The sequence below is a fragment of the Streptomyces sp. NPDC059092 genome, from assembly GCF_042756365.1.
In the GTDB taxonomy this organism is placed as follows: Bacteria; Actinomycetota; Actinomycetes; order Streptomycetales; family Streptomycetaceae; genus Streptomyces.
Genome location: NZ_JBHZEJ010000021.1, coordinates 90,941 through 106,866, shown reverse-complemented (window position 1 = coordinate 106,866; position 15,926 = coordinate 90,941). Strand labels below are relative to the sequence as shown.

Below are 15,926 nucleotides of genomic sequence, written 5' to 3'. Positions count from 1 at the left end.
GCCGCCCCTGCCCCTGTGGTGGGCCCGGCGCCCGCGGGGCCCACTGGGGCGGGCCGGTTGGGGGCCGCCCCCGGGCGCACCCCACCGGCCCGTCCGAAGGGCGATCGTGTCCGGGGCGGGTTTCGAAAGCCCCGGTGACCGGTGTCAGGCGGTGGTGAACAGCAGCCCGGCCAGCGGGTCCTCGCCCAGGAACGCGGCCAGTTGGTCACGGTCCGGTGCGGTGGCGGGACCTCGGCGGCCCACCGCGTAGGCCGCCGAGGCGTTGGCGCCTCGCGCGGCTGTCAGGGGGTCCTTGCCCTGGGCGAGCAGGGCAAGGAACGAGCCCACATGGGCATCGCCCGCCCCGTTGCTGTCGACCGGCCGGACCGGGAAGCCGGGTACGTGCCGGGTGGGCTCCCCGGGGGCGGCCAGCCAGCAGCCGTCCTTGTCGGCCCGTACGATCACTCCCGCGCCCGGTGCCAGCCGTTCCCGCAGGGCCGTCGCGGCCACCTCCGGGTCGCTGTGGCCGGACATCAGCCGGGCCTCGCGGGCATTGGCGCTGAGCCAGTCCGTACGGGCCAGCACCGGTGCCAGTACCGCGTCGGGGATGTCGGCGACCAGCGGCGCCGGGTCGAGACAGACCGTGACGTCCGGGCCCAGGGCGGCCGTGAAGCGGGACAGCAGGGGGCCGCTGCCCCCGATCGCCAGGCCGTAACCGGAGAGCTGCACCAGGTCTCCCGGGCACAGCCGGGCGGCGACGGACGCGGTGTCCGCCTCCGTGAGGTCCGCCTCGACACCGAAACTCGTGATGAAGGTCCGTTCGCCGCCGTCGTCGATCAGGGCGACGGTGAAGCCGGTGTCCCCGTCGGCGCGGACCGGCAGGAGGGCGCTGACTCCCTCGGCGGTGAGTGCCGCGCGTACGAGATCTCCGTACGGGCCGGTGCCGTGGAGTCCGGCGAAGACCGCTTCCGTACCGAGACGCCGGGCGGCGGCCAGGGTGTTGAAGCCGCCGCCCGCGGTCAGCCGGGTCCGTGAGCCGATGACGTCCGCGCCCCGTTCGGGCAGCGCGGGGACCTCGATGACCAGGTCCGCGATGACGTTGCCGGCGAGGACCAGACGGCGGCTCATCGGCCGGCCTCGTTCAGGACGGACGCGGCCGGCGCGTGGTGCGGGGTCCGGCCGAGGCGGCCGGCGAGCGCGTACACACCGGCGCCGACGGCCATCGAGATCGCCCAGCCCAGACCGTTCACACCCAGCCAGGTGCCGGCGAGAGGACCGGAGAACCACACGTCCTTCTCGCTCGTTCCCGCCTCGGTGAAGAGCAGACCGGCCACGATGGCCACCGCCCAGCCGGTGACGGCCGGCAGATGGAAGCCACCCGTGTACCAGTACCGGCTGCCGCGTGTGGTGTCCATCAGCGCCGCCGCGTCGTAGTCACGGCCGCGCAGGGAGTCCACCACGATCACCCCGATCCACGCGGAGATGGGCACGGCCAGGAGGGTCAGGAAGGTGGAGAAGGGCCCGTAGAAGTCCTTCGCGATCAGCATGAAGTACATGCCGCCGGCGAACATCAGCACCACATCGATGGCCACGGCCATCGGACGCGGCACCCGCAGACCCAGCGTGATCATGGTCAGGCCGGCGGAGTAGGTGGAGAGGTGGTTCGACATCAGCAGTCCGCCGAAGGCCGCGATCAGATACGGGATGGCCATCCAGGACGGCAGCATGGCGTTGATGGCCGCGACGGGGTCGGACGCGGTGGCGAGCGCCGGGTCACCGGCGGAGAGCAGCGATCCGAGCGAGATCAGCAGGACGAGCGGGATGCCCGCGCCGAACGCGGAGGCCACCACCAGCCGCCGTCCCGGGATCGCGCGCGGCAGGTAGCGCGCGTAGTCGGCGCCCGCGTTCGCCCAGCCGATACCGGTGCCCGCGGCGATGAAGCCGATGCCCGCCACCACTCCGCTGGTCGGTCCCGCCGGTGCGTCGAGCACCTTGGTCCAGTCGACGGTCGCGACCAGGAAACCCATCACGATCAGATTGAGGATCCCGAAGACGACGGTCGCCCACTTGTTGATCCACATGATGGTGGCGTGCCCGAGACCGCTGATCAGCAGCGTGCAGACGATGAAGACCAGCAGACAGACCAGGGTGAGCACGGTGTTCTGGCCGACGCCGAACGCGATGGCCAGCAGCGCCAGCAGGGCGTAGGCCGCGGTGGTCGTCGTGATCGTCTCCCAGCCGATCCTGCTGAGCCAGCTGATCAGGGTCGGTCCGGCGTTGCCCCGCTGCCCGAAGACCGCGCGGGAGAGGGTGAGAGCGGGCGCTCCGCCCTTCTTGCCCGCGAGGCTCAGCGCGCCGACCAGCGCGAAGGAGCCGAACGATCCGAGCAGGGCGATCAGCGCGGCCTGCCAGATGTTCAGTCCCCGGAAGGCGACGAGCGTGGCACCGAGCGGAAGCCCGAGGATGCTGATGTTGGCGGCGAACCAGGTCCAGAACATCTGACCTGCGTGGCCGTGTCGTTCGGCATCCGGGACCGGTTCGATCCCTCGGGTTTCCACGGAACCGACAACGTCGTTGGTTCTCGAAACGGTCATCACGGACTTCCTTGCGTCGTGCGGAGAGACGTGTGGGGCAGGTGCGGGTAACAGGGGGGGGCGGACGGGGGTGGCGGATGCCCGGACGCGGGCCCGCGGGGGCGGGCCGGCGCGTGCCGGCCGGGCGGTTCAGGGGGCCGGCGAGAGAGCGGGGCCGGTGCCGCGGAGGCCGAGGAGGCGTACGGTCAGCGGCTCCAGTTCGAGTGCGTTGACGGTACGGAGGGTCTGGACGGCCTCGGCGGGCAGCGCGGAGAGCCCGGCGACCGAGCCCGCGACCGCTCCGGCGATGGCGCCGATGGTGTCGCTGTCGCCGCCGAGGTTGGCGGCCAGCACCGCACTGCGCCACGGGTCCCCGCCGGCCACCGCGAGCACGGCGAACGCCGCCGGTACCGATTCCTGGCTGGCGACGCTGGTGCCGACGAGCGCGCAGATCCGGTCCAGGGCCTCGGCCTGCGGCAGGCCCTCCACCAGATGCCACGCCCACTCGATCCGGGCCGCGATGTCCGCCCCGGCGATCCAGTGTCCGCGCCGGGCGCCGGCCCGCGCCGCGGTGACGGCCGCGGTGACGGCCTCGTCCAGCGTGCCACCGCCGACCCCGGTGCTGACGGCGGCGGCGACGGCCGCGGCTCCCGCGATGCCCACGGTCGTGTCATGGGTGACCTGACAGGACTCCACGACACGGTCGAGGAAGCCGGCCAGAGGCTCGGCCGCGAAGGCGATGCCGACCGGGGTGACACGCATCGCGGCGCCGTTGGTGGAGCCGTACCTGCCGGCCTCAGCGGCCGGTACGCCCCGGGAGACGGCGTCCAGCGCCGCCTTGGTGGAGGGGCCGAGGAGATCGAAGGAGCCCTTGGCCTTCATCTCCTTCTCCCAGGCGAGGAGTTCGTGGGCGAGGCGGAGCGGGTCGATCCTGCCGTGCCCCTCGTCGAGGAGCTTTCCGACGATGACCGCCTGGTCGGTGTCGTCGGTGACCGATCCGGCGGGCATGCCCGCGCTGACCGGGTTGTCCGGCAGGGCGGGTTCGAAGCCGGTGACGGTTCCGTAGACCCGTACGACGTCCTCCCGGGACATGATCTGGGTGGGCATGCCCAGTGCGTCGCCGAGGGCGAGTCCGTAGTAGGCGCCCAGGGCGCGGTCGAGCTGGTGGTTCACGAGTGGCCTCCTCGGCCCGAGCGGACGTGCAGTTGGAACCGGACAGGGTCGAGCAGGCTGGTGACCTGCTCGACGACCGAGCCGTCGGCGGCCCGGTGGACCTGCGCCAGGTGGAGGAACGACTCGCCGGGGGAGCGGTTGAGCAGGGCGGCCTCCGCCGTGTCGAGGCCCCGGACCGAGACCAGGCCCTCGCCGGAGTCGGTGACCCGGCCCGCGGCGACGAGCGCCGTACTCAGTGAGCCGCCGCCGAGGCCACGCAGCGGGAGACCGGCCAGTTCCCCGACGGCGGGGACCCGGCTGCGTTCGAGCGAGACCCCCCGGCCGTCGGGCAGGCGTCTGACCCGGTCGAGCGCGAGGAACGTACTCGACTCCAGGGCCAACTCCCCGGCCAGTTCCCGGTCGGTCACCTCCTCGAAGCGCAGCACCTCGACGGACAGCTCGATGCCCTGCTCGGCCAGCGCCTGGGCCCAGCCGAGGCGGTTGTCCAGGGGCGTACCGTCGAAGGTGACGAATGAGCCGATTCCGGCGTGCGTGGAGATCAGCCCCTGCTCGCCGAGGACCTGCAGGGCCTGCCGCAGCGTGGTGCGGCTGACGCCGAACCGCTGGGTGAGGGCGTGCTCCCCAGGCAGTCTGCCGCCGTCCGAGTGGACGCCGGAGCGGATCTCGTCGGCGAGAACGCGGGCGATTCGATGATGTTTCTGTACCTGTCCAGGCATGTCTAGAACGTACGCGTGCCCTCCCCTCCAGGTCCATGACCGTGACCGAATCTTTGCGTACGGTGGCCGGCCTTCGAGCCCGGTACAACCATCCGTACCGATCGCGGGTCACATCACGTGGGAGCAGACCGCTCCTGAGGGACACGAGGGGGAAGTATGAGAATCACCCGCAGTATCGCGGCCGCCGGCGCCTTAACCGCACTGGCGGTCGCGGGCACGACCGCGCTCAGCGCCACCGCCTCCGCCGCACCCAACGTCACTCCGCAGGGCGTCTGCGGCAGCGCCTACAAGACCGTGAACTCGGCGGCTGTCGGCTCCCGGGGCACCGTCTACCTGACGTACAACTCCTCGAACGGCAAGAACTGCGTCGCGACCATCCGCACCAACCCGGGCACGGCCACCTACGTGTCCGCGTACATCTACGTCCCCGACACCGAGGAGTGGGCCGGGGACGACGGGAACTACACGTCGTACGCGGGACCGGCCTCCGTCTACGGCAAGGGCCACTGTGTGAGCTGGGGCGGCGCCATCGACAACGTGTACGTGTCGGTGGAGAACTCCAACTGTTCCACGCTGAAGGAGCACCGGGTCACCGGAGTCCGCTGATCCGGCACTTCACCGGCGGGGTCGGACTGCCGCTGGGCCGCGTACCGGCCCGGGGCAGTCCGAGCACGGCGCCGGACATGCTTTCGGCGTACTTCGTGGTCGTCGGTGTGCCGCTGACGGTCGTCCTCGGAGTGGTCGTCGCCGCTCTGCTGAACAACGGCATCGACCGGGCGCGCACCTTCTTCCGCGTCGGCCTCTACGCCCGGGTGGCCACCACCATCGTCGCGATCGCCGTGGTCCGGCGGTTCGGAGACCCGGGGAGCACGTTCCGTTTCCGGTTCTTCCGTGCCTCGGCGCCGGGCGGCGCCGAGGCACTCGGGCGGGCCGAGGTCTGCGAGTCCCCCTCGGGGTGTCACCGGGGCCGTTCGGAGTCGCGAGGGGAACGGGGCGAGCGCAGAATGGAGGAAACTACCGGCGTTGGGAGCACACGGTGATCCTTATCGGCGTCATCCTGCTTGTGGTCGGATTCATCACCAGCATCTCCGTCCTGTGGACCATTGGGATCGTCCTTGTCGTGATCGGCGCGATCCTGTGGGTACTGGGCGCTCTGGGACACGCGGTGGGAGGCAGGCGCCACTACTGGTAAGCCCCGGCCCGTACCGGTGAAGCCCCGGCCCGCCCGGCGTTGGAAGACCCGGTCGGCCCCGGCGTTCAGTGTGCTCGCGCGCGCGTGGCCCCCGTACCGGCACCGCGCTCCCTGTCCCCGCGCAGAGCCTGGTGGACCGCCCAGACGACGGAGACCAGCGGCACCGCCACCACGGCTCCCACCACGCCGGCGGCGATCGCGCCCCCGATCACCGAGAGCGCGACCACGACCGGATGCAGGCGGACGGCCCAGCTCATCACCATCGGCTGGAGCAGATGGCCCTCGATCTGGCCGATGATCACGATGAGCGCGATCACGACCGCCGCGATGAGCGGGCCCTTCAACGCCAGAGCGACCACCGCCGCGATGGCGAGGGCGATCGGTGACCCGACCAGGGGAACGAAGGTGGCGAAGAACTCCAGCAACGCCAGAGGGAACGACAGCGGCACGCCCAGTGCGAACAGCGCGAGTCCGACGAGTACGGCGTTGGTGGCCGCCACCAGGACGATGCCGTGGGTGTATCCGACGAACGTCGTCCACGCCGCACGGCCCGTGATCTCCACCCGCCCGCGCGCCGTGGCCGGCAGCTGATCGCAGAACCATCGCCACTGGCGTTCGCCCGAGTGGATGAAGAAGACCGAGCAGAAGACCGCCAGCGCGAACACGGTCAGGACCTCGATCAGCTTGCCCACGCCGCTGAGCGCCGTGCTGAGCAGGGCGGTCCGATGGCTGGACAGGAATTGCCCAGTCCGGGCCCGGACGTCGGTCAGTGCCTTGGAGTTCAGCCGGAACGGCGGCTTCTCCAGCCAGCGCCCGATCCTGGAGAGGCCGTCGCCGAACTGCCGTTCCAGGCCGGCCATTTCGCCGGCCACCACCTCGCCGATCAGGGACAGCACGCCGAGGAGCAGGAGGATGCTGCCCAGGAGCGCCACCGCGACGGCGAGTGGCCGGGGCATCGCCCGGGCCAGGAGGTCCGCCACCGGGCGCAGCATCGCGGCGCCGACCAGTCCGAGGAAGACGGCCACCACGAGGTCGTGGAACCGTCCCAGCACGACGAGTACGCCGTACACGAGGGCCGCCACGAGAAGGATCCGCCAGGCGTAGGCGGCACCCTTCCGCAACGCGAGGGCCACAGGCGGCTCGCCCGTCGGCACGGCCGCCGCGCGCCGCGCCCTGAGCCGCCGGGCCGCGGGTCCTTCGGTACGGCGCGGTTCTCGGCGCGGGGCCGCACGGATCCGGCGCCGCCGTCCGTCGCTCGGGAGGCCTGGGTCCGGAAGGTCGGGCTGCTGGTGCGATCGCCTGGGCATTCCTCGCTGGTACCAGACCACGGCACGTCGTCCCAGCTCCCGCGACCGCGTGCGCGCGAAGTCACCCCCACAGGCGGATCCCCCGGACCCACGGACCTGCGCGGACCTGCCGGGCCGGCCGGGTCAGGCCCCGCGTGCGGTCAGACGTTCCGCACCGGGTACGGAGCCGTGGCTCACGGGGCGCGGAGAGGGGGCCAGCAGGTCGCTGTGGCGCTCCTGGAGCAGGCGTTCGTGGTCGGGGGTGAAGTAGGTGCGCCAGATGCCCACCGCGAGACCGTCCCCGTCCTGGGCGTGGTCGGCGGGGGAGGGCGGTGGCGGCAGCGGGGTGGTGGGGGAGGGGGCGCCGGTGGCGTTCCGCAGCCGGGCCAGGGCCTCCCGCCGGGCTTCGGCGGTGCCGCCGTGGGCGGGGCCGACGAGTTCTTCGTGGGTGATCACGCACACCGCCGGGTGACGCAGGAGCCACTGGCAGCGGCGGGCTTCCTCCATACCGGGGAAGCCGGGGTCGGTCAGGGCGAGGGTGATTCTGGCGTCCATGCCGGGCAGGGCGCTGACGATGTCGCGGTAGACGAGGTGTTCGGGCATGGATCCGACACGGTCGGCGGGCCGGGAGAGCATACGGATCTGGCTGATGATCCGGTCGCGTACGTCGCGGTGGTGGAGGACGATCCGCGGTTGCCCGGTGGCCTGCCAGAGGCGCAGGAGGCCCGCGTCGGTGCGCTGGAGGTCGAGGCTGTTCACGTACCAGCAGCCGTGGGCCGGCAGGAGCCGGAGGAGGTCGGCGTCGGGGACGCGGGTCAGCCGGTCCTCAAGGCCGGGGTCGACCGGTGAGGCGGCGGTGACCGGCTGTCCCAGGCGTGTCCACCACACCCGCCACAGGGCGCTGACGCTGTCCTGGTAGGCCGCCTCCAGGTGTTCCCGATCCCCGCCCTGCCTGCGCAGCAGCGACGCGGCACGGTCGGAGCCGTACGCGGCGCTCAGCAGCCCGTGGACCTCTCCGGGGCCCGGCGATTCACCGCGGCCGGCGGGTCGGGGCTCGCTCATCGTGCCGTACGGGGTGTAGCCGAGAGCGGTGGTGGCCTCGGCGAGCAGCGGTGTGCCACTGCCGCGCAGCGAGGCGACGATCACCTGGGGCACTGCCATGGAGCGTCTCCTGGGAGAAGGGGCGTGCGCCTCGGGAGAGGCGAGGGCTCAACGGACCGGAGCGGCGCGGGTGGTGCGGTACGCGGAGGTGGCGGCCGGTGCGGTCACCGGGACGGTCCGGGGGGAGAGGAGGAGGTCTTCGTAGGTGTGGTGGCGGCGGGTGGCGGTGCGGTGGTGCAGCAGGTCGGCGGCGCGGGCGTGTTCGCCGGTGTCGACGAGGGCACGGGCGAGGGTGTCCTGGACGATTTCCCGTTCGACCCGTACGCCGCCGATCCGTTCGGTCTTCTCGGCCAGGCCGGTGAGGAGGTCCACCGCGGCCTGCGGCCGGCCGGCGGTGACGTCCGCCAGTGCCTGGACGACGGGGGCGAGGACCTGGTGGTAGTCGGGCCGGTCCTCGGCGGCGGCCCGCCGGGCGAGGGCGCGCAGATCGTCGGTGGCGGCCTCGACAGCGAGGGCCAGGGCGAGGTTGAAGGTGTGGAAGATCTCCGCCATCCCGCCCGGACCCGCCAGCAGCTCCCGGACGTGGGCCGGTTCGCAGCGGTTGGCCGGCTCCTGCCCGGCCAGCAGCAGACGCCAGTTCGTCGCCGCCCGCATTCCCACATCCGCCCGGTCCAGCACCTCGTCCGCCCGTCTGCGTGCGTCCGCGAAGTCGCCGCAGGCCAGAGATTGCAGAGCGGCGTGCCAGTTCAGATGCTTGAACTGCATGGCCCGGGGGTCGGCCGCCAGCCACCGGTCGAGGAAGGCGGTGGAGGCGGGGCCGGCCCCCAGTTCCTGCTCGGCGTGCGCGCGGGCGTGGGCCGCGAGCCCCGAACGGGGACACTGGTCCAGGGCGCGCAGGGCCAGCTCGTACGCCTCCTCCGCCCGGCCCTGCTCCGCGCGGACCCAGGCCATCCTGCTCGTCCACAGCCAACTGTCCGCACCGGCCAGGGCGTACTGCCGCTCCACCAGGTCATCGCCGTGCGTACGGTAATCGGCGTCACCGCACGCGTGAAAGGCGTCCATCAGCAGCCCGGCCACCTCGTCCCCGGGCCACCGCGCGAAGTGCGCCACCAGATGGTCGGCCGTCAGCCGGTACTGCCGGTGCGTGTGGAGGAACACGCCGTACACCAGGCTCACCGACCGCGCGCCGGCGGTCCGGGCGTCCCGGTGGGCGACCACGAGTTCGTCGCGCAGCGTCCCGTCGCTCAGTCCGTCGCTGGTCGCCAGGGTCAGCAGCGCCCGAGCCACGCCGAGCGTCGGGTCTTCCGCCACCCACCGCCGCAGCAGCCGCGGGCCGTGTCCGCTCAGCGCCGCCAGTTCCCGCACCGCCGGCTGTTCCAGCGACACCTCCGCAGGCGCCGGAGCCGTCATGACCGCGTTCCTTCCGGCGGCTCCGGGCCCGTCGGCATCAGACCGAGGACCGGAACACGGCGGTGCAGACGATACCGCTGGTGCCGCACTGGTTGCGGGGCAGACTCAGCGGCAGGCTCGCGTAGTTGCCGCTCGCCGCACCGCTGCCGGCGGCGGTGCCGCCCGCGGCCCGCGCGTCGCCCTGGTTCGCGCAGGTGTTGCCGAACGTCGCGTTCCCGATCCCGATGACGCTCGCGTGCGCGGCCCCGGCCGGAGCCAGGGCGGCCCCCAGCACGGCACCGGCCACGGCCACCCGCCTCCCCGTGCCGCGGACACCGCTGTCCACGTCCTTGCGCATGCTCCCGGACACCGGACCACGTCCCTCTTGCCTAGCCGTCACCGCGACATTCCCTCCTCGTGCCGGCTTCCGGCCACGGCCGGATCCGGCTCGGATCCCGCCCGGGAAGAGAAGCCCGGGCCTCGGTCGATCAACGAGCGGACCGGGATGAGGTAGCGGGCGCCTTCGGCCGAGGGGGCCGCCGGTCCGTGCGGGGCCCAGCGACCTACGCCGGGGAGTTGCCCGACGGCGGACCGGCCTGGCCCCACCACACGGGCCGTCGGCCTCCGTCTCCCTCCGGGCGGCCTCCGGGGACGCCGGAGCGCCTGGGAGTCAGGACGGTCGTCGAACCGTCCTGACTCCCAGGTCCGTCCTCACGCGCCGGAGTGGACGGCGGCGACGGTGCCGCCGTCGACGAGAAGGTCCGTGCCGGTGATGAAGGTCGCGGTCGGGCCGAGCAGGAAGGCGGCGGCGTCGGCGATGTCGTTGGGGGTGCCCAGCCGCCCGGTGGCGGACGCGTCGACCATGGCGCGTATCTGCCGGCCGGATTCTCCGGCCAGTTCCTGCCGGCCCATCGGGGTGGCGATGACGCCGGGGCTGATGGAGTTGATACGGGCACCGCGCCTGCCCCAGGCCGTGGCGGCGGCCCGTACGCGGAGCAGGTTGGCGCGCTTGGCGAGGGTGTAGGCGCGGCCCGCGTCGGTAGCCGTTCCGGCGCCGGTGCACGGCAGGTGCAGCAGCTCCTCGGCACGGGCGTGGGCCAACTCGCGCTCCTGCTGGGGATCGAGAGGGGCCGCCATGTGACCGGCCATACTGGCGATGACGACGCCCGCGCCGCCCGGGGCGATGACGCGGCCGAACTCTTCGAGGACCAGGGCGACGCCGACCAGATCGACCCGGAGGACCGCCGAGGCGGGCGCCTGCGCGGGGGAGAGCCCCGCCGTGTGGACGACCTGGCTGACGGCACCCCGCTCCGCCGCCGCCTCGGCGAGGCCGGTCACCGATTCGCGTGACGAGACGTCGACGTGGTGGGCGGTGACGTCGTAGCCGTCACCCCGCAGAGCCTCGGCGGCGGAATCCAGGGCCGCCTCGTCGAAATCGGCCAGCAGCAGTGTTCTGCCCGTGCCCTGGCGGCGTGCGATCGCCCGCCCCATCCCGCCCACACCGATCACGACGACCACGTCCGTGTTCATGCGTTGCCTTCCCCATCACTCATTACGAAACTGTCAGTCTCGTAAAGGACCGTACCCCTCGGTGGTCCCCCGGGGAACACCGGCTGCCTACCCTGGGGCCATGACAGAGGGGCGCGGCCGACCGCGCAGTACGAGCGCCCACCGGGCCATCCTCGACGCCACGCGGGACCTGCTGGCCGAGAACGGTTACGCCCGGCTGTCGATCGACCGCGTCGCCGCCCGGGCCGAGGTGGGCAAGCAGACCGTCTACCGGCGGTGGCCCTCCAAGGCGCCGCTCGTGGCCGAAGCCGTTCTGGACGGCTCCCACGCCCCCGGCCCGGCCGACACCGGCGACGTCCACCGGGATCTGAGGGCCTGGCTGTACGGGCTGGTGGCGTTCATGGCCGACCCGCGGAACGCGGCGCTGATCCGCGCCCTCACCGCCGCCGCCGCGGAAGACCCCCACGATGCCGAAGCCCTCTACGAGCGGCTCACCGGACCGCAGCGCGAAGAACTGGTCCAGCGGCTGCGGGCCGGCGCCGAGGCCGGACAGGTACGTGCCGACGCGGACCTGGACGCGGTGGCCGACGCTCTCGTCGGGGCCCTGCTGTATCAGACGCTCGCGGGCAACGATTCCCTGTCCCTGCGTCGAGCCGACGGGCTGTTCGACGTCATCACGCGGGGACTGCGGACCGACGCCCCGGCGGCGACCACGGACCGTCCCGCCGCGGAATCCCCGTGAGTGTCGAAGCATTTCGCTGCCGAGTCCGAATGGCACAAGGGGTATTGACGGTTCCGCCGGGGCTTCCGCCATCCAGGTTGCCCGGAGCGCCGGTCCGCGTTCGAGATGATCCCGGCGGGCTACGACCGGACGCCGACGATCCCCGCCTGCGAGCCGCAGTACGTGTACCAGGGCCTGGACCCCGGCGCGAGCGGTGACTACGACACACTGCCGCGACGGCTCGGCCTGCTCACCCGGACCAACTCCGCCTGCTGACCGACAGGCCGGGAACCGCGGGCCCCGGTCCGCGGGGCCGCGCGGTGGTCCGGCCCGACGTACGGCCCGGCCGGGGGCTACCCTTCCGGGGTGACGCAGCATCCCACGCCGAACGAGCGGCGGCCCGCGAACGACGGGCCGAAGGCCGCTGCCCGCAATCGGGCCGCTCTGGTCACCGCCGCGCGGGAGATCTACGCCGAGCACGGCCTGGACGCCCCGTTCTCCGCGATCGCGCGCCGGGCCGGGGTCGGGCAGGGCGTTCTGTACCGGCACTTTCCCGACCGGGCCGCCGTGGCGACCGCGGTCCTGGAGGAGAACGTGCGGCAGGTCGAGAAGGCGGCCGCCGCCGAGCCCCTGGCCTTCGCCGGAGTCCTCGGTGTGCTGACCTGGCACCTGACGGAGTCGGCGGCCTTCATCGGCCTCCTGCACGCCGGTGAGGCGAGCCGCCCCGACATCCGCGCGTACGCCCTGGCCCTCTCCGAGCGGGTCGAGCGTGCCCTGCGGGCAGAGCTGCCGGACGGTCATCGGCTGGGGGCGGCGAACGACCTCATGCTGGCGATCGCCATGGTCTCCGGCGCCGTCACCGGCCCCACCCGCGCGGAGCGGGAGCGCCGAGCGCTGACGGCCTGGCGACTGCTCGACGTCGAGGTGGGACCGGTACGGCCCTTCGGAGGGTGAGGGCGCGGCGGTGTGTCAGCCGCCGTTGGACTGCCGGATGCCTTCCGCCGGCGCGTCGAAGGTGTACAGGTATCCTCCGGCGGGCCCGCTGACGGTCATGTACGCCTTGGTCCCGCCGGGCGTGATCGCCACGTTCGTCGCCGACTCCAGCCCTTCGGCGCGGCCGGGGATCTCGACCGTCGCCAGGCGCTCACCGTGCCGGTCGTACACGACCATCGCGGCACGGCCGTGCAGCGCCTGGTAGAGGTTGCCGTCGGCGTCCACGGCGATCGAGTCGGTCTGGGCGATCCCGCCGTCGACGCGGATGGCGGTGTGCCGGGAAGCCACCCCTCCCTTTCCGTCGAGGCGGAGGTAGGAGATCCGGTTCTGGGTGAGTTCGCTGATCCACAGCCCGCGGTACTCCACGTCGAACGAGACGCCGTTCGTCGCGGCCAGTCCGTCGGCGAGGACGGTGGCTTTCTTCCCGTCGCGGTCGATCCGCACCACGCGGCCGTGCTCCTCGCCCTCGGAGAGGCCCCGCGAGTCGCTGACGTACAGGTTGCCCTCCTCGTCGAAGGCGATGTCGTCGGGGTTCATCCGCGCTCCGTCGACCTCGCCGGAGAAGAAGGTCCGCGGATCGCCGCCGTCCGGGGCCAGGCTCACGACCTCGCCGTGGGCGAAGTCGGTCAGGTAGAGCCGTCCGTCGTACGGGCTGAACTGGGCCGAGGTGTAGGCGCCTCGGCCGTCGGTGTGGACGCCGCGCGACGTCTTCTTCTCGACGTCGATCCGAATCACCTTCGGCTCGCCGGCGGGCGCGGTGACGTCGACGACGTACAGGCCACCGTCCTTGCCGAAGGTCGGACCCTCCAGCAGGGTCATCCCGGTCTCCTCGTGCACCCGCGTGAGCTGCATGACCTTCTGCGCGCGGATGGTCCTGTCCTTGCCCGTGGAGGCGGCCGCCGTATCGGCCGGGGCGCCGGTGTCCGTACCGCATCCGGTGAGCGTCAGCATGCCGACCGAGGCGAGCACGGCGAGGGATCGGATCGGGAGTCGTCGCATGGGGGGAATCACTCTTCCTGTCCGCTGTGTGCGGGTGCCGTCGGCAGGGAGGTGCGCGTGCGCCCGCCGGGGGCGCGGACGCGCTCGTCCCGGGTGCGGCGGTGCACCCGCGTCCAACCGGACATCAGTGTCCGGTAGTTGCTACCGTAGCGGAAGGCCGCTCGTCCGGGGCGGCCGGTACGACAGCTGACCCACAGGATCGAGGCCCCCGCATGACGACCCCCCACGCGCCCGCCCCCGACGAACTCGCCGCACTGAGGCAGCGTTACCACCTCGAACGTGAGCGGCGCGTACGGCCCGACGGCGCCCTCCAGTACCGGGACACCGACGCGGAGTTCGGCTACTACGCCGCCGATCCGTACGTGGGGGACGTGGCCGAGCGCGAGCCGCTGCACGACACGGTCGACGTCGCCGTGCTCGGTGGCGGATTCGGCGGCATCCTCGCCGGGGCCCATATGCGCCGGCAGGGCCTGGAGCGCGTCCGGATCGTCGAGAAGGGCGGCGACTTCGGGGGCACCTGGTACTGGAACCGCTACCCGGGCATCCACTGCGACATCGAGTCGCACGTGTACCTGCCCATGCTCGACGAGACCGGATACGTGCCGGAGTGGAAGTACGCTCCCGGCGAGGAGATCCGCCGTCACGCCGTGCGGATCGCATCGAAGTTCGACCTCTACGCGGACGCCCTGTTCTCCACCGCGGTCACCTCGCTGACCTGGGACGAGGCGTCCGAGACCTGGATCGTGGCCACCGACCGCGGCGACGCGTTCCGGGCCACGTACGTCGTCACCGCCACCGGCACCCTGTCCGAACCGAAGCTCCCCGGGATACCCGGCATCGAGGACTTCAAGGGCCACACCTTCCACACGTCGCGGTGGGACTACGGCTACACCGGCGGCACCCCGGACGGCGGCATGACCGGCCTCGCGCGGAAGCGGGTGGGCATCATCGGCACCGGCGCCACCGGCATCCAGGTCATCCCGATGCTGGCCGAGGACGCCGGGCACGTCTACGTCTTCCAGCGCACCCCCTCCACCGTGGACGTACGCGCCAACCGCCGCACCACCGCGGGCGATGTCGGCGCCGACCACGAGGGCTGGGCCGGCGAACGCCGCGACAACTACCTCCGTATCGTCTCCGGTGAGACAGCCGAACAGGATCTGGTGGCGGACCGCTGGACCATGTCGGCGGGTCTGCTGGAGAAGCTTCTGCCGAGCTTCCGCCGCCAGGGCGACCGTAAAGCCTTCGAAGCCGCCTACGAGGCCGCCGACGCCGCCAAGATGAACGAGCTACGCGCCCGCGTCGAGCAGACCGTCACCGACCCGGGCACGGCGGAGAAGCTCAAGCCCTGGTACCGGTACGCCTGCAAGCGCCCCACCTTCTCCGACAAGTACTACCCGGCGTTCAACCGTGACAACGTCACCCTGGTCGACACCGCGGACACCCACGGCATCGAGCGCATCACCGAAGGCGGCGTCGTAGTCGGTGGCACCACCTACGAACTCGACTGCCTGATCTTCGCCACCGGATTCTCCGTCGGGACCTCCGGCATCCACTCCGGCAAGCTCCCCGTCCACGGCCGGGACGGCACCCAACTGCTGCACGCCTTCGCGCGACAGGGGCCGCGCTCGGTGCACGGCTTCACCAGCAACGGCTTCCCGAACCTGATCCAGATGGGCTCCCTGCAGAACGCCAGCAGCGTCAACTTCACGCACATCCTGGACGAGCAGGCCGTCCATGCCGCCGCCCTCGTCGCGGGCGCCGAAGCCAAGGGCGCCCTCATCGAACCGCCCCGTGAGGCCGAGGACGCCTGGATCGCCGTCCTGGCCGAGGACGCCCCCGACCACGAGTGGTTCCACGCCGAATGCACCCCCGGCTACTACAACCGCGAAGGGCGCGGCCGGCCGAACGGCCCGATCGCCTACCCCCACGGCGCGTTCGCCTTCCACGAACTCCTGAAGCGATGGCGTGCGGAGTCCATGGACGAGATCCTGAGGGCCAGGGCTCCCCAGCAGTTCTAGGGCGCGCGTCGGGAACGCTCCAGGCCGGCCCGGGCGGACGTGGTTCCGCGAACGGGCCGGCCGCAGCCGCCATCTGCCCGCGCGCGGGCAGATGGCGCAGGCGAAGAACGATTCTGCGGGTTGTTCCGCACGCCCCGTGCGCCGTCCGTCCACCGACCCGCACGGCGGCGGAGTAGACATCGGGCATGGACGATCCCTTTGCCTTCAGCCCTCCGGCCACGGCCGGTGGTCCGCCCGCGGGCGCGCCGTCGCCGACCACCGGACCTCCCCGCGC

16 protein-coding genes and 1 pseudogene are annotated in these 15,926 nt (G+C 72.4%); 7 read left to right on the top strand and 10 right to left on the bottom strand.

Going from position 1 to position 15,926, the window contains the following annotated elements; translation table 11 throughout:
* Positions 1–144 precede the first annotated feature (144 nt).
* The 4 genes from ACFXPL_RS15505 to ACFXPL_RS15490 form a co-directional block, all read right to left on the bottom strand.
* Complete coding sequence (locus ACFXPL_RS15505; protein ID WP_384918427.1) at positions 145–1,107, bottom strand: PfkB family carbohydrate kinase; 963 nt, start codon at positions 1,105–1,107, stop codon at positions 145–147.
* On the bottom strand, positions 1,104–2,573 hold the full coding sequence (locus ACFXPL_RS15500) for a purine-cytosine permease family protein (RefSeq protein ID WP_384918424.1): 1,470 nt from the start codon (positions 2,571–2,573) through the stop codon (positions 1,104–1,106). Before ACFXPL_RS15500 ends, ACFXPL_RS15505 begins: the two co-directional genes overlap by 4 nt.
* A gap of 129 nt (positions 2,574–2,702) precedes the next feature.
* Positions 2,703–3,725 (bottom strand): ADP-ribosylglycohydrolase family protein, encoded by a 1,023-nt coding sequence (locus tag ACFXPL_RS15495; protein ID WP_384918421.1) that lies wholly within the window; start codon positions 3,723–3,725, stop codon positions 2,703–2,705.
* Entirely contained in the window at positions 3,722–4,441 is a 720-nt protein-coding gene (locus ACFXPL_RS15490; RefSeq protein WP_384918418.1) for a GntR family transcriptional regulator, read from the bottom strand. The genes ACFXPL_RS15495 and ACFXPL_RS15490 overlap by 4 nt, the downstream gene beginning before the upstream one ends.
* Before the next feature lie 156 nt (positions 4,442–4,597).
* On the opposite strand from ACFXPL_RS15490, the gene ACFXPL_RS15485 reads away from it, so the two are divergent.
* The 3 genes and pseudogenes from ACFXPL_RS15485 (at position 4,598) to ACFXPL_RS15475 (ending at position 5,633) form a co-directional block, all read left to right on the top strand.
* Positions 4,598–5,047 (top strand): spore-associated protein, encoded by a 450-nt coding sequence (locus tag ACFXPL_RS15485; protein WP_384918415.1) that lies wholly within the window; start codon positions 4,598–4,600, stop codon positions 5,045–5,047.
* An 83-nt stretch (positions 5,048–5,130) separates the two neighbouring features.
* Positions 5,131–5,295, top strand: a pseudogene (locus ACFXPL_RS15480) (sugar ABC transporter permease); the annotation flags it as partial.
* A gap of 182 nt (positions 5,296–5,477) precedes the next feature.
* On the top strand, positions 5,478–5,633 hold the full coding sequence (locus ACFXPL_RS15475) for a DUF6131 family protein (protein WP_384918412.1): 156 nt from the start codon (positions 5,478–5,480) through the stop codon (positions 5,631–5,633).
* A 65-nt stretch (positions 5,634–5,698) separates the two neighbouring features.
* Here the strand turns inward: ACFXPL_RS15475 and ACFXPL_RS15470 are convergent, their stop codons facing one another.
* The 5 genes from ACFXPL_RS15470 to ACFXPL_RS15450 form a co-directional block, all read right to left on the bottom strand.
* Positions 5,699–6,940: an AI-2E family transporter gene (locus ACFXPL_RS15470; RefSeq protein WP_384918410.1), complete on the bottom strand. Its 1,242-nt coding sequence runs from the start codon at positions 6,938–6,940 to the stop codon at positions 5,699–5,701.
* Positions 6,941–7,063: 123 nt separating this feature from the next.
* Complete coding sequence (locus ACFXPL_RS15465; protein ID WP_384918407.1) at positions 7,064–8,080, bottom strand: hypothetical protein; 1,017 nt, start codon at positions 8,078–8,080, stop codon at positions 7,064–7,066.
* Positions 8,081–8,128: 48 nt separating this feature from the next.
* Positions 8,129–9,430: a hypothetical protein gene (locus ACFXPL_RS15460; protein WP_384918404.1), complete on the bottom strand. Its 1,302-nt coding sequence runs from the start codon at positions 9,428–9,430 to the stop codon at positions 8,129–8,131.
* Positions 9,431–9,467: 37 nt separating this feature from the next.
* Positions 9,468–9,779 carry a chaplin family protein gene (locus ACFXPL_RS15455; RefSeq protein WP_384918401.1) on the bottom strand — a complete coding sequence of 104 codons (312 nt, stop codon included), beginning with the start codon at positions 9,777–9,779 and terminating at the stop codon, positions 9,468–9,470.
* Between the two features lie 341 nt (positions 9,780–10,120).
* Positions 10,121–10,939 carry an SDR family oxidoreductase gene (locus ACFXPL_RS15450; protein WP_384918398.1) on the bottom strand — a complete coding sequence of 273 codons (819 nt, stop codon included), beginning with the start codon at positions 10,937–10,939 and terminating at the stop codon, positions 10,121–10,123.
* A gap of 100 nt (positions 10,940–11,039) precedes the next feature.
* Here ACFXPL_RS15450 and ACFXPL_RS15445 point away from each other — a divergent pair, with 100 nt between their 5' ends.
* From ACFXPL_RS15445 to ACFXPL_RS15435, 3 genes are all read left to right on the top strand, one after another.
* Entirely contained in the window at positions 11,040–11,660 is a 621-nt protein-coding gene (locus ACFXPL_RS15445) for a TetR/AcrR family transcriptional regulator (RefSeq protein ID WP_384918395.1), read from the top strand.
* Between the two features lie 105 nt (positions 11,661–11,765).
* A complete protein-coding gene (locus tag ACFXPL_RS15440; RefSeq protein WP_384918393.1) occupies positions 11,766–11,915 on the top strand; it encodes a hypothetical protein in 150 nt (49 codons plus the stop codon).
* A 90-nt stretch (positions 11,916–12,005) separates the two neighbouring features.
* Positions 12,006–12,593: a TetR/AcrR family transcriptional regulator gene (locus ACFXPL_RS15435; RefSeq protein ID WP_384918390.1), complete on the top strand. Its 588-nt coding sequence runs from the start codon at positions 12,006–12,008 to the stop codon at positions 12,591–12,593.
* Positions 12,594–12,608: 15 nt separating this feature from the next.
* Here ACFXPL_RS15435 and ACFXPL_RS15430 read toward each other — a convergent pair whose 3' ends face one another.
* On the bottom strand, positions 12,609–13,631 hold the full coding sequence (locus ACFXPL_RS15430) for an SMP-30/gluconolactonase/LRE family protein (protein WP_384918387.1): 1,023 nt from the start codon (positions 13,629–13,631) through the stop codon (positions 12,609–12,611).
* Positions 13,632–13,843: 212 nt separating this feature from the next.
* On the opposite strand from ACFXPL_RS15430, the gene ACFXPL_RS15425 reads away from it, so the two are divergent.
* Positions 13,844–15,652: a flavin-containing monooxygenase gene (locus tag ACFXPL_RS15425; RefSeq protein WP_384918384.1), complete on the top strand. Its 1,809-nt coding sequence runs from the start codon at positions 13,844–13,846 to the stop codon at positions 15,650–15,652.
* Positions 15,653–15,926 lie beyond the last annotated feature (274 nt).

Coding starts and splice junctions, on each gene's coding strand:
- ACFXPL_RS15505 (WP_384918427.1), bottom strand. CDS start 1,107: ATGAGCCGCCGTCTGGTCCTCGCCGGCAACGTCATCGCGGACCTGGTC.
- ACFXPL_RS15500 (WP_384918424.1), bottom strand. CDS start 2,573: ATGACCGTTTCGAGAACCAACGACGTTGTCGGTTCCGTGGAAACCCGA.
- ACFXPL_RS15490 (WP_384918418.1), bottom strand. CDS start 4,441: ATGCCTGGACAGGTACAGAAACATCATCGAATCGCCCGCGTTCTCGCC.
- ACFXPL_RS15485 (WP_384918415.1), top strand. CDS start 4,598: ATGAGAATCACCCGCAGTATCGCGGCCGCCGGCGCCTTAACCGCACTG.
- ACFXPL_RS15470 (WP_384918410.1), bottom strand. CDS start 6,940: ATGCCCAGGCGATCGCACCAGCAGCCCGACCTTCCGGACCCAGGCCTC.
- ACFXPL_RS15465 (WP_384918407.1), bottom strand. CDS start 8,080: ATGGCAGTGCCCCAGGTGATCGTCGCCTCGCTGCGCGGCAGTGGCACA.
- ACFXPL_RS15460 (WP_384918404.1), bottom strand. CDS start 9,430: ATGACGGCTCCGGCGCCTGCGGAGGTGTCGCTGGAACAGCCGGCGGTG.
- ACFXPL_RS15450 (WP_384918398.1), bottom strand. CDS start 10,939: ATGAACACGGACGTGGTCGTCGTGATCGGTGTGGGCGGGATGGGGCGG.
- ACFXPL_RS15445 (WP_384918395.1), top strand. CDS start 11,040: ATGACAGAGGGGCGCGGCCGACCGCGCAGTACGAGCGCCCACCGGGCC.
- ACFXPL_RS15440 (WP_384918393.1), top strand. CDS start 11,766: ATGATCCCGGCGGGCTACGACCGGACGCCGACGATCCCCGCCTGCGAG.
- ACFXPL_RS15430 (WP_384918387.1), bottom strand. CDS start 13,631: ATGCGACGACTCCCGATCCGATCCCTCGCCGTGCTCGCCTCGGTCGGC.
- ACFXPL_RS15425 (WP_384918384.1), top strand. CDS start 13,844: ATGACGACCCCCCACGCGCCCGCCCCCGACGAACTCGCCGCACTGAGG.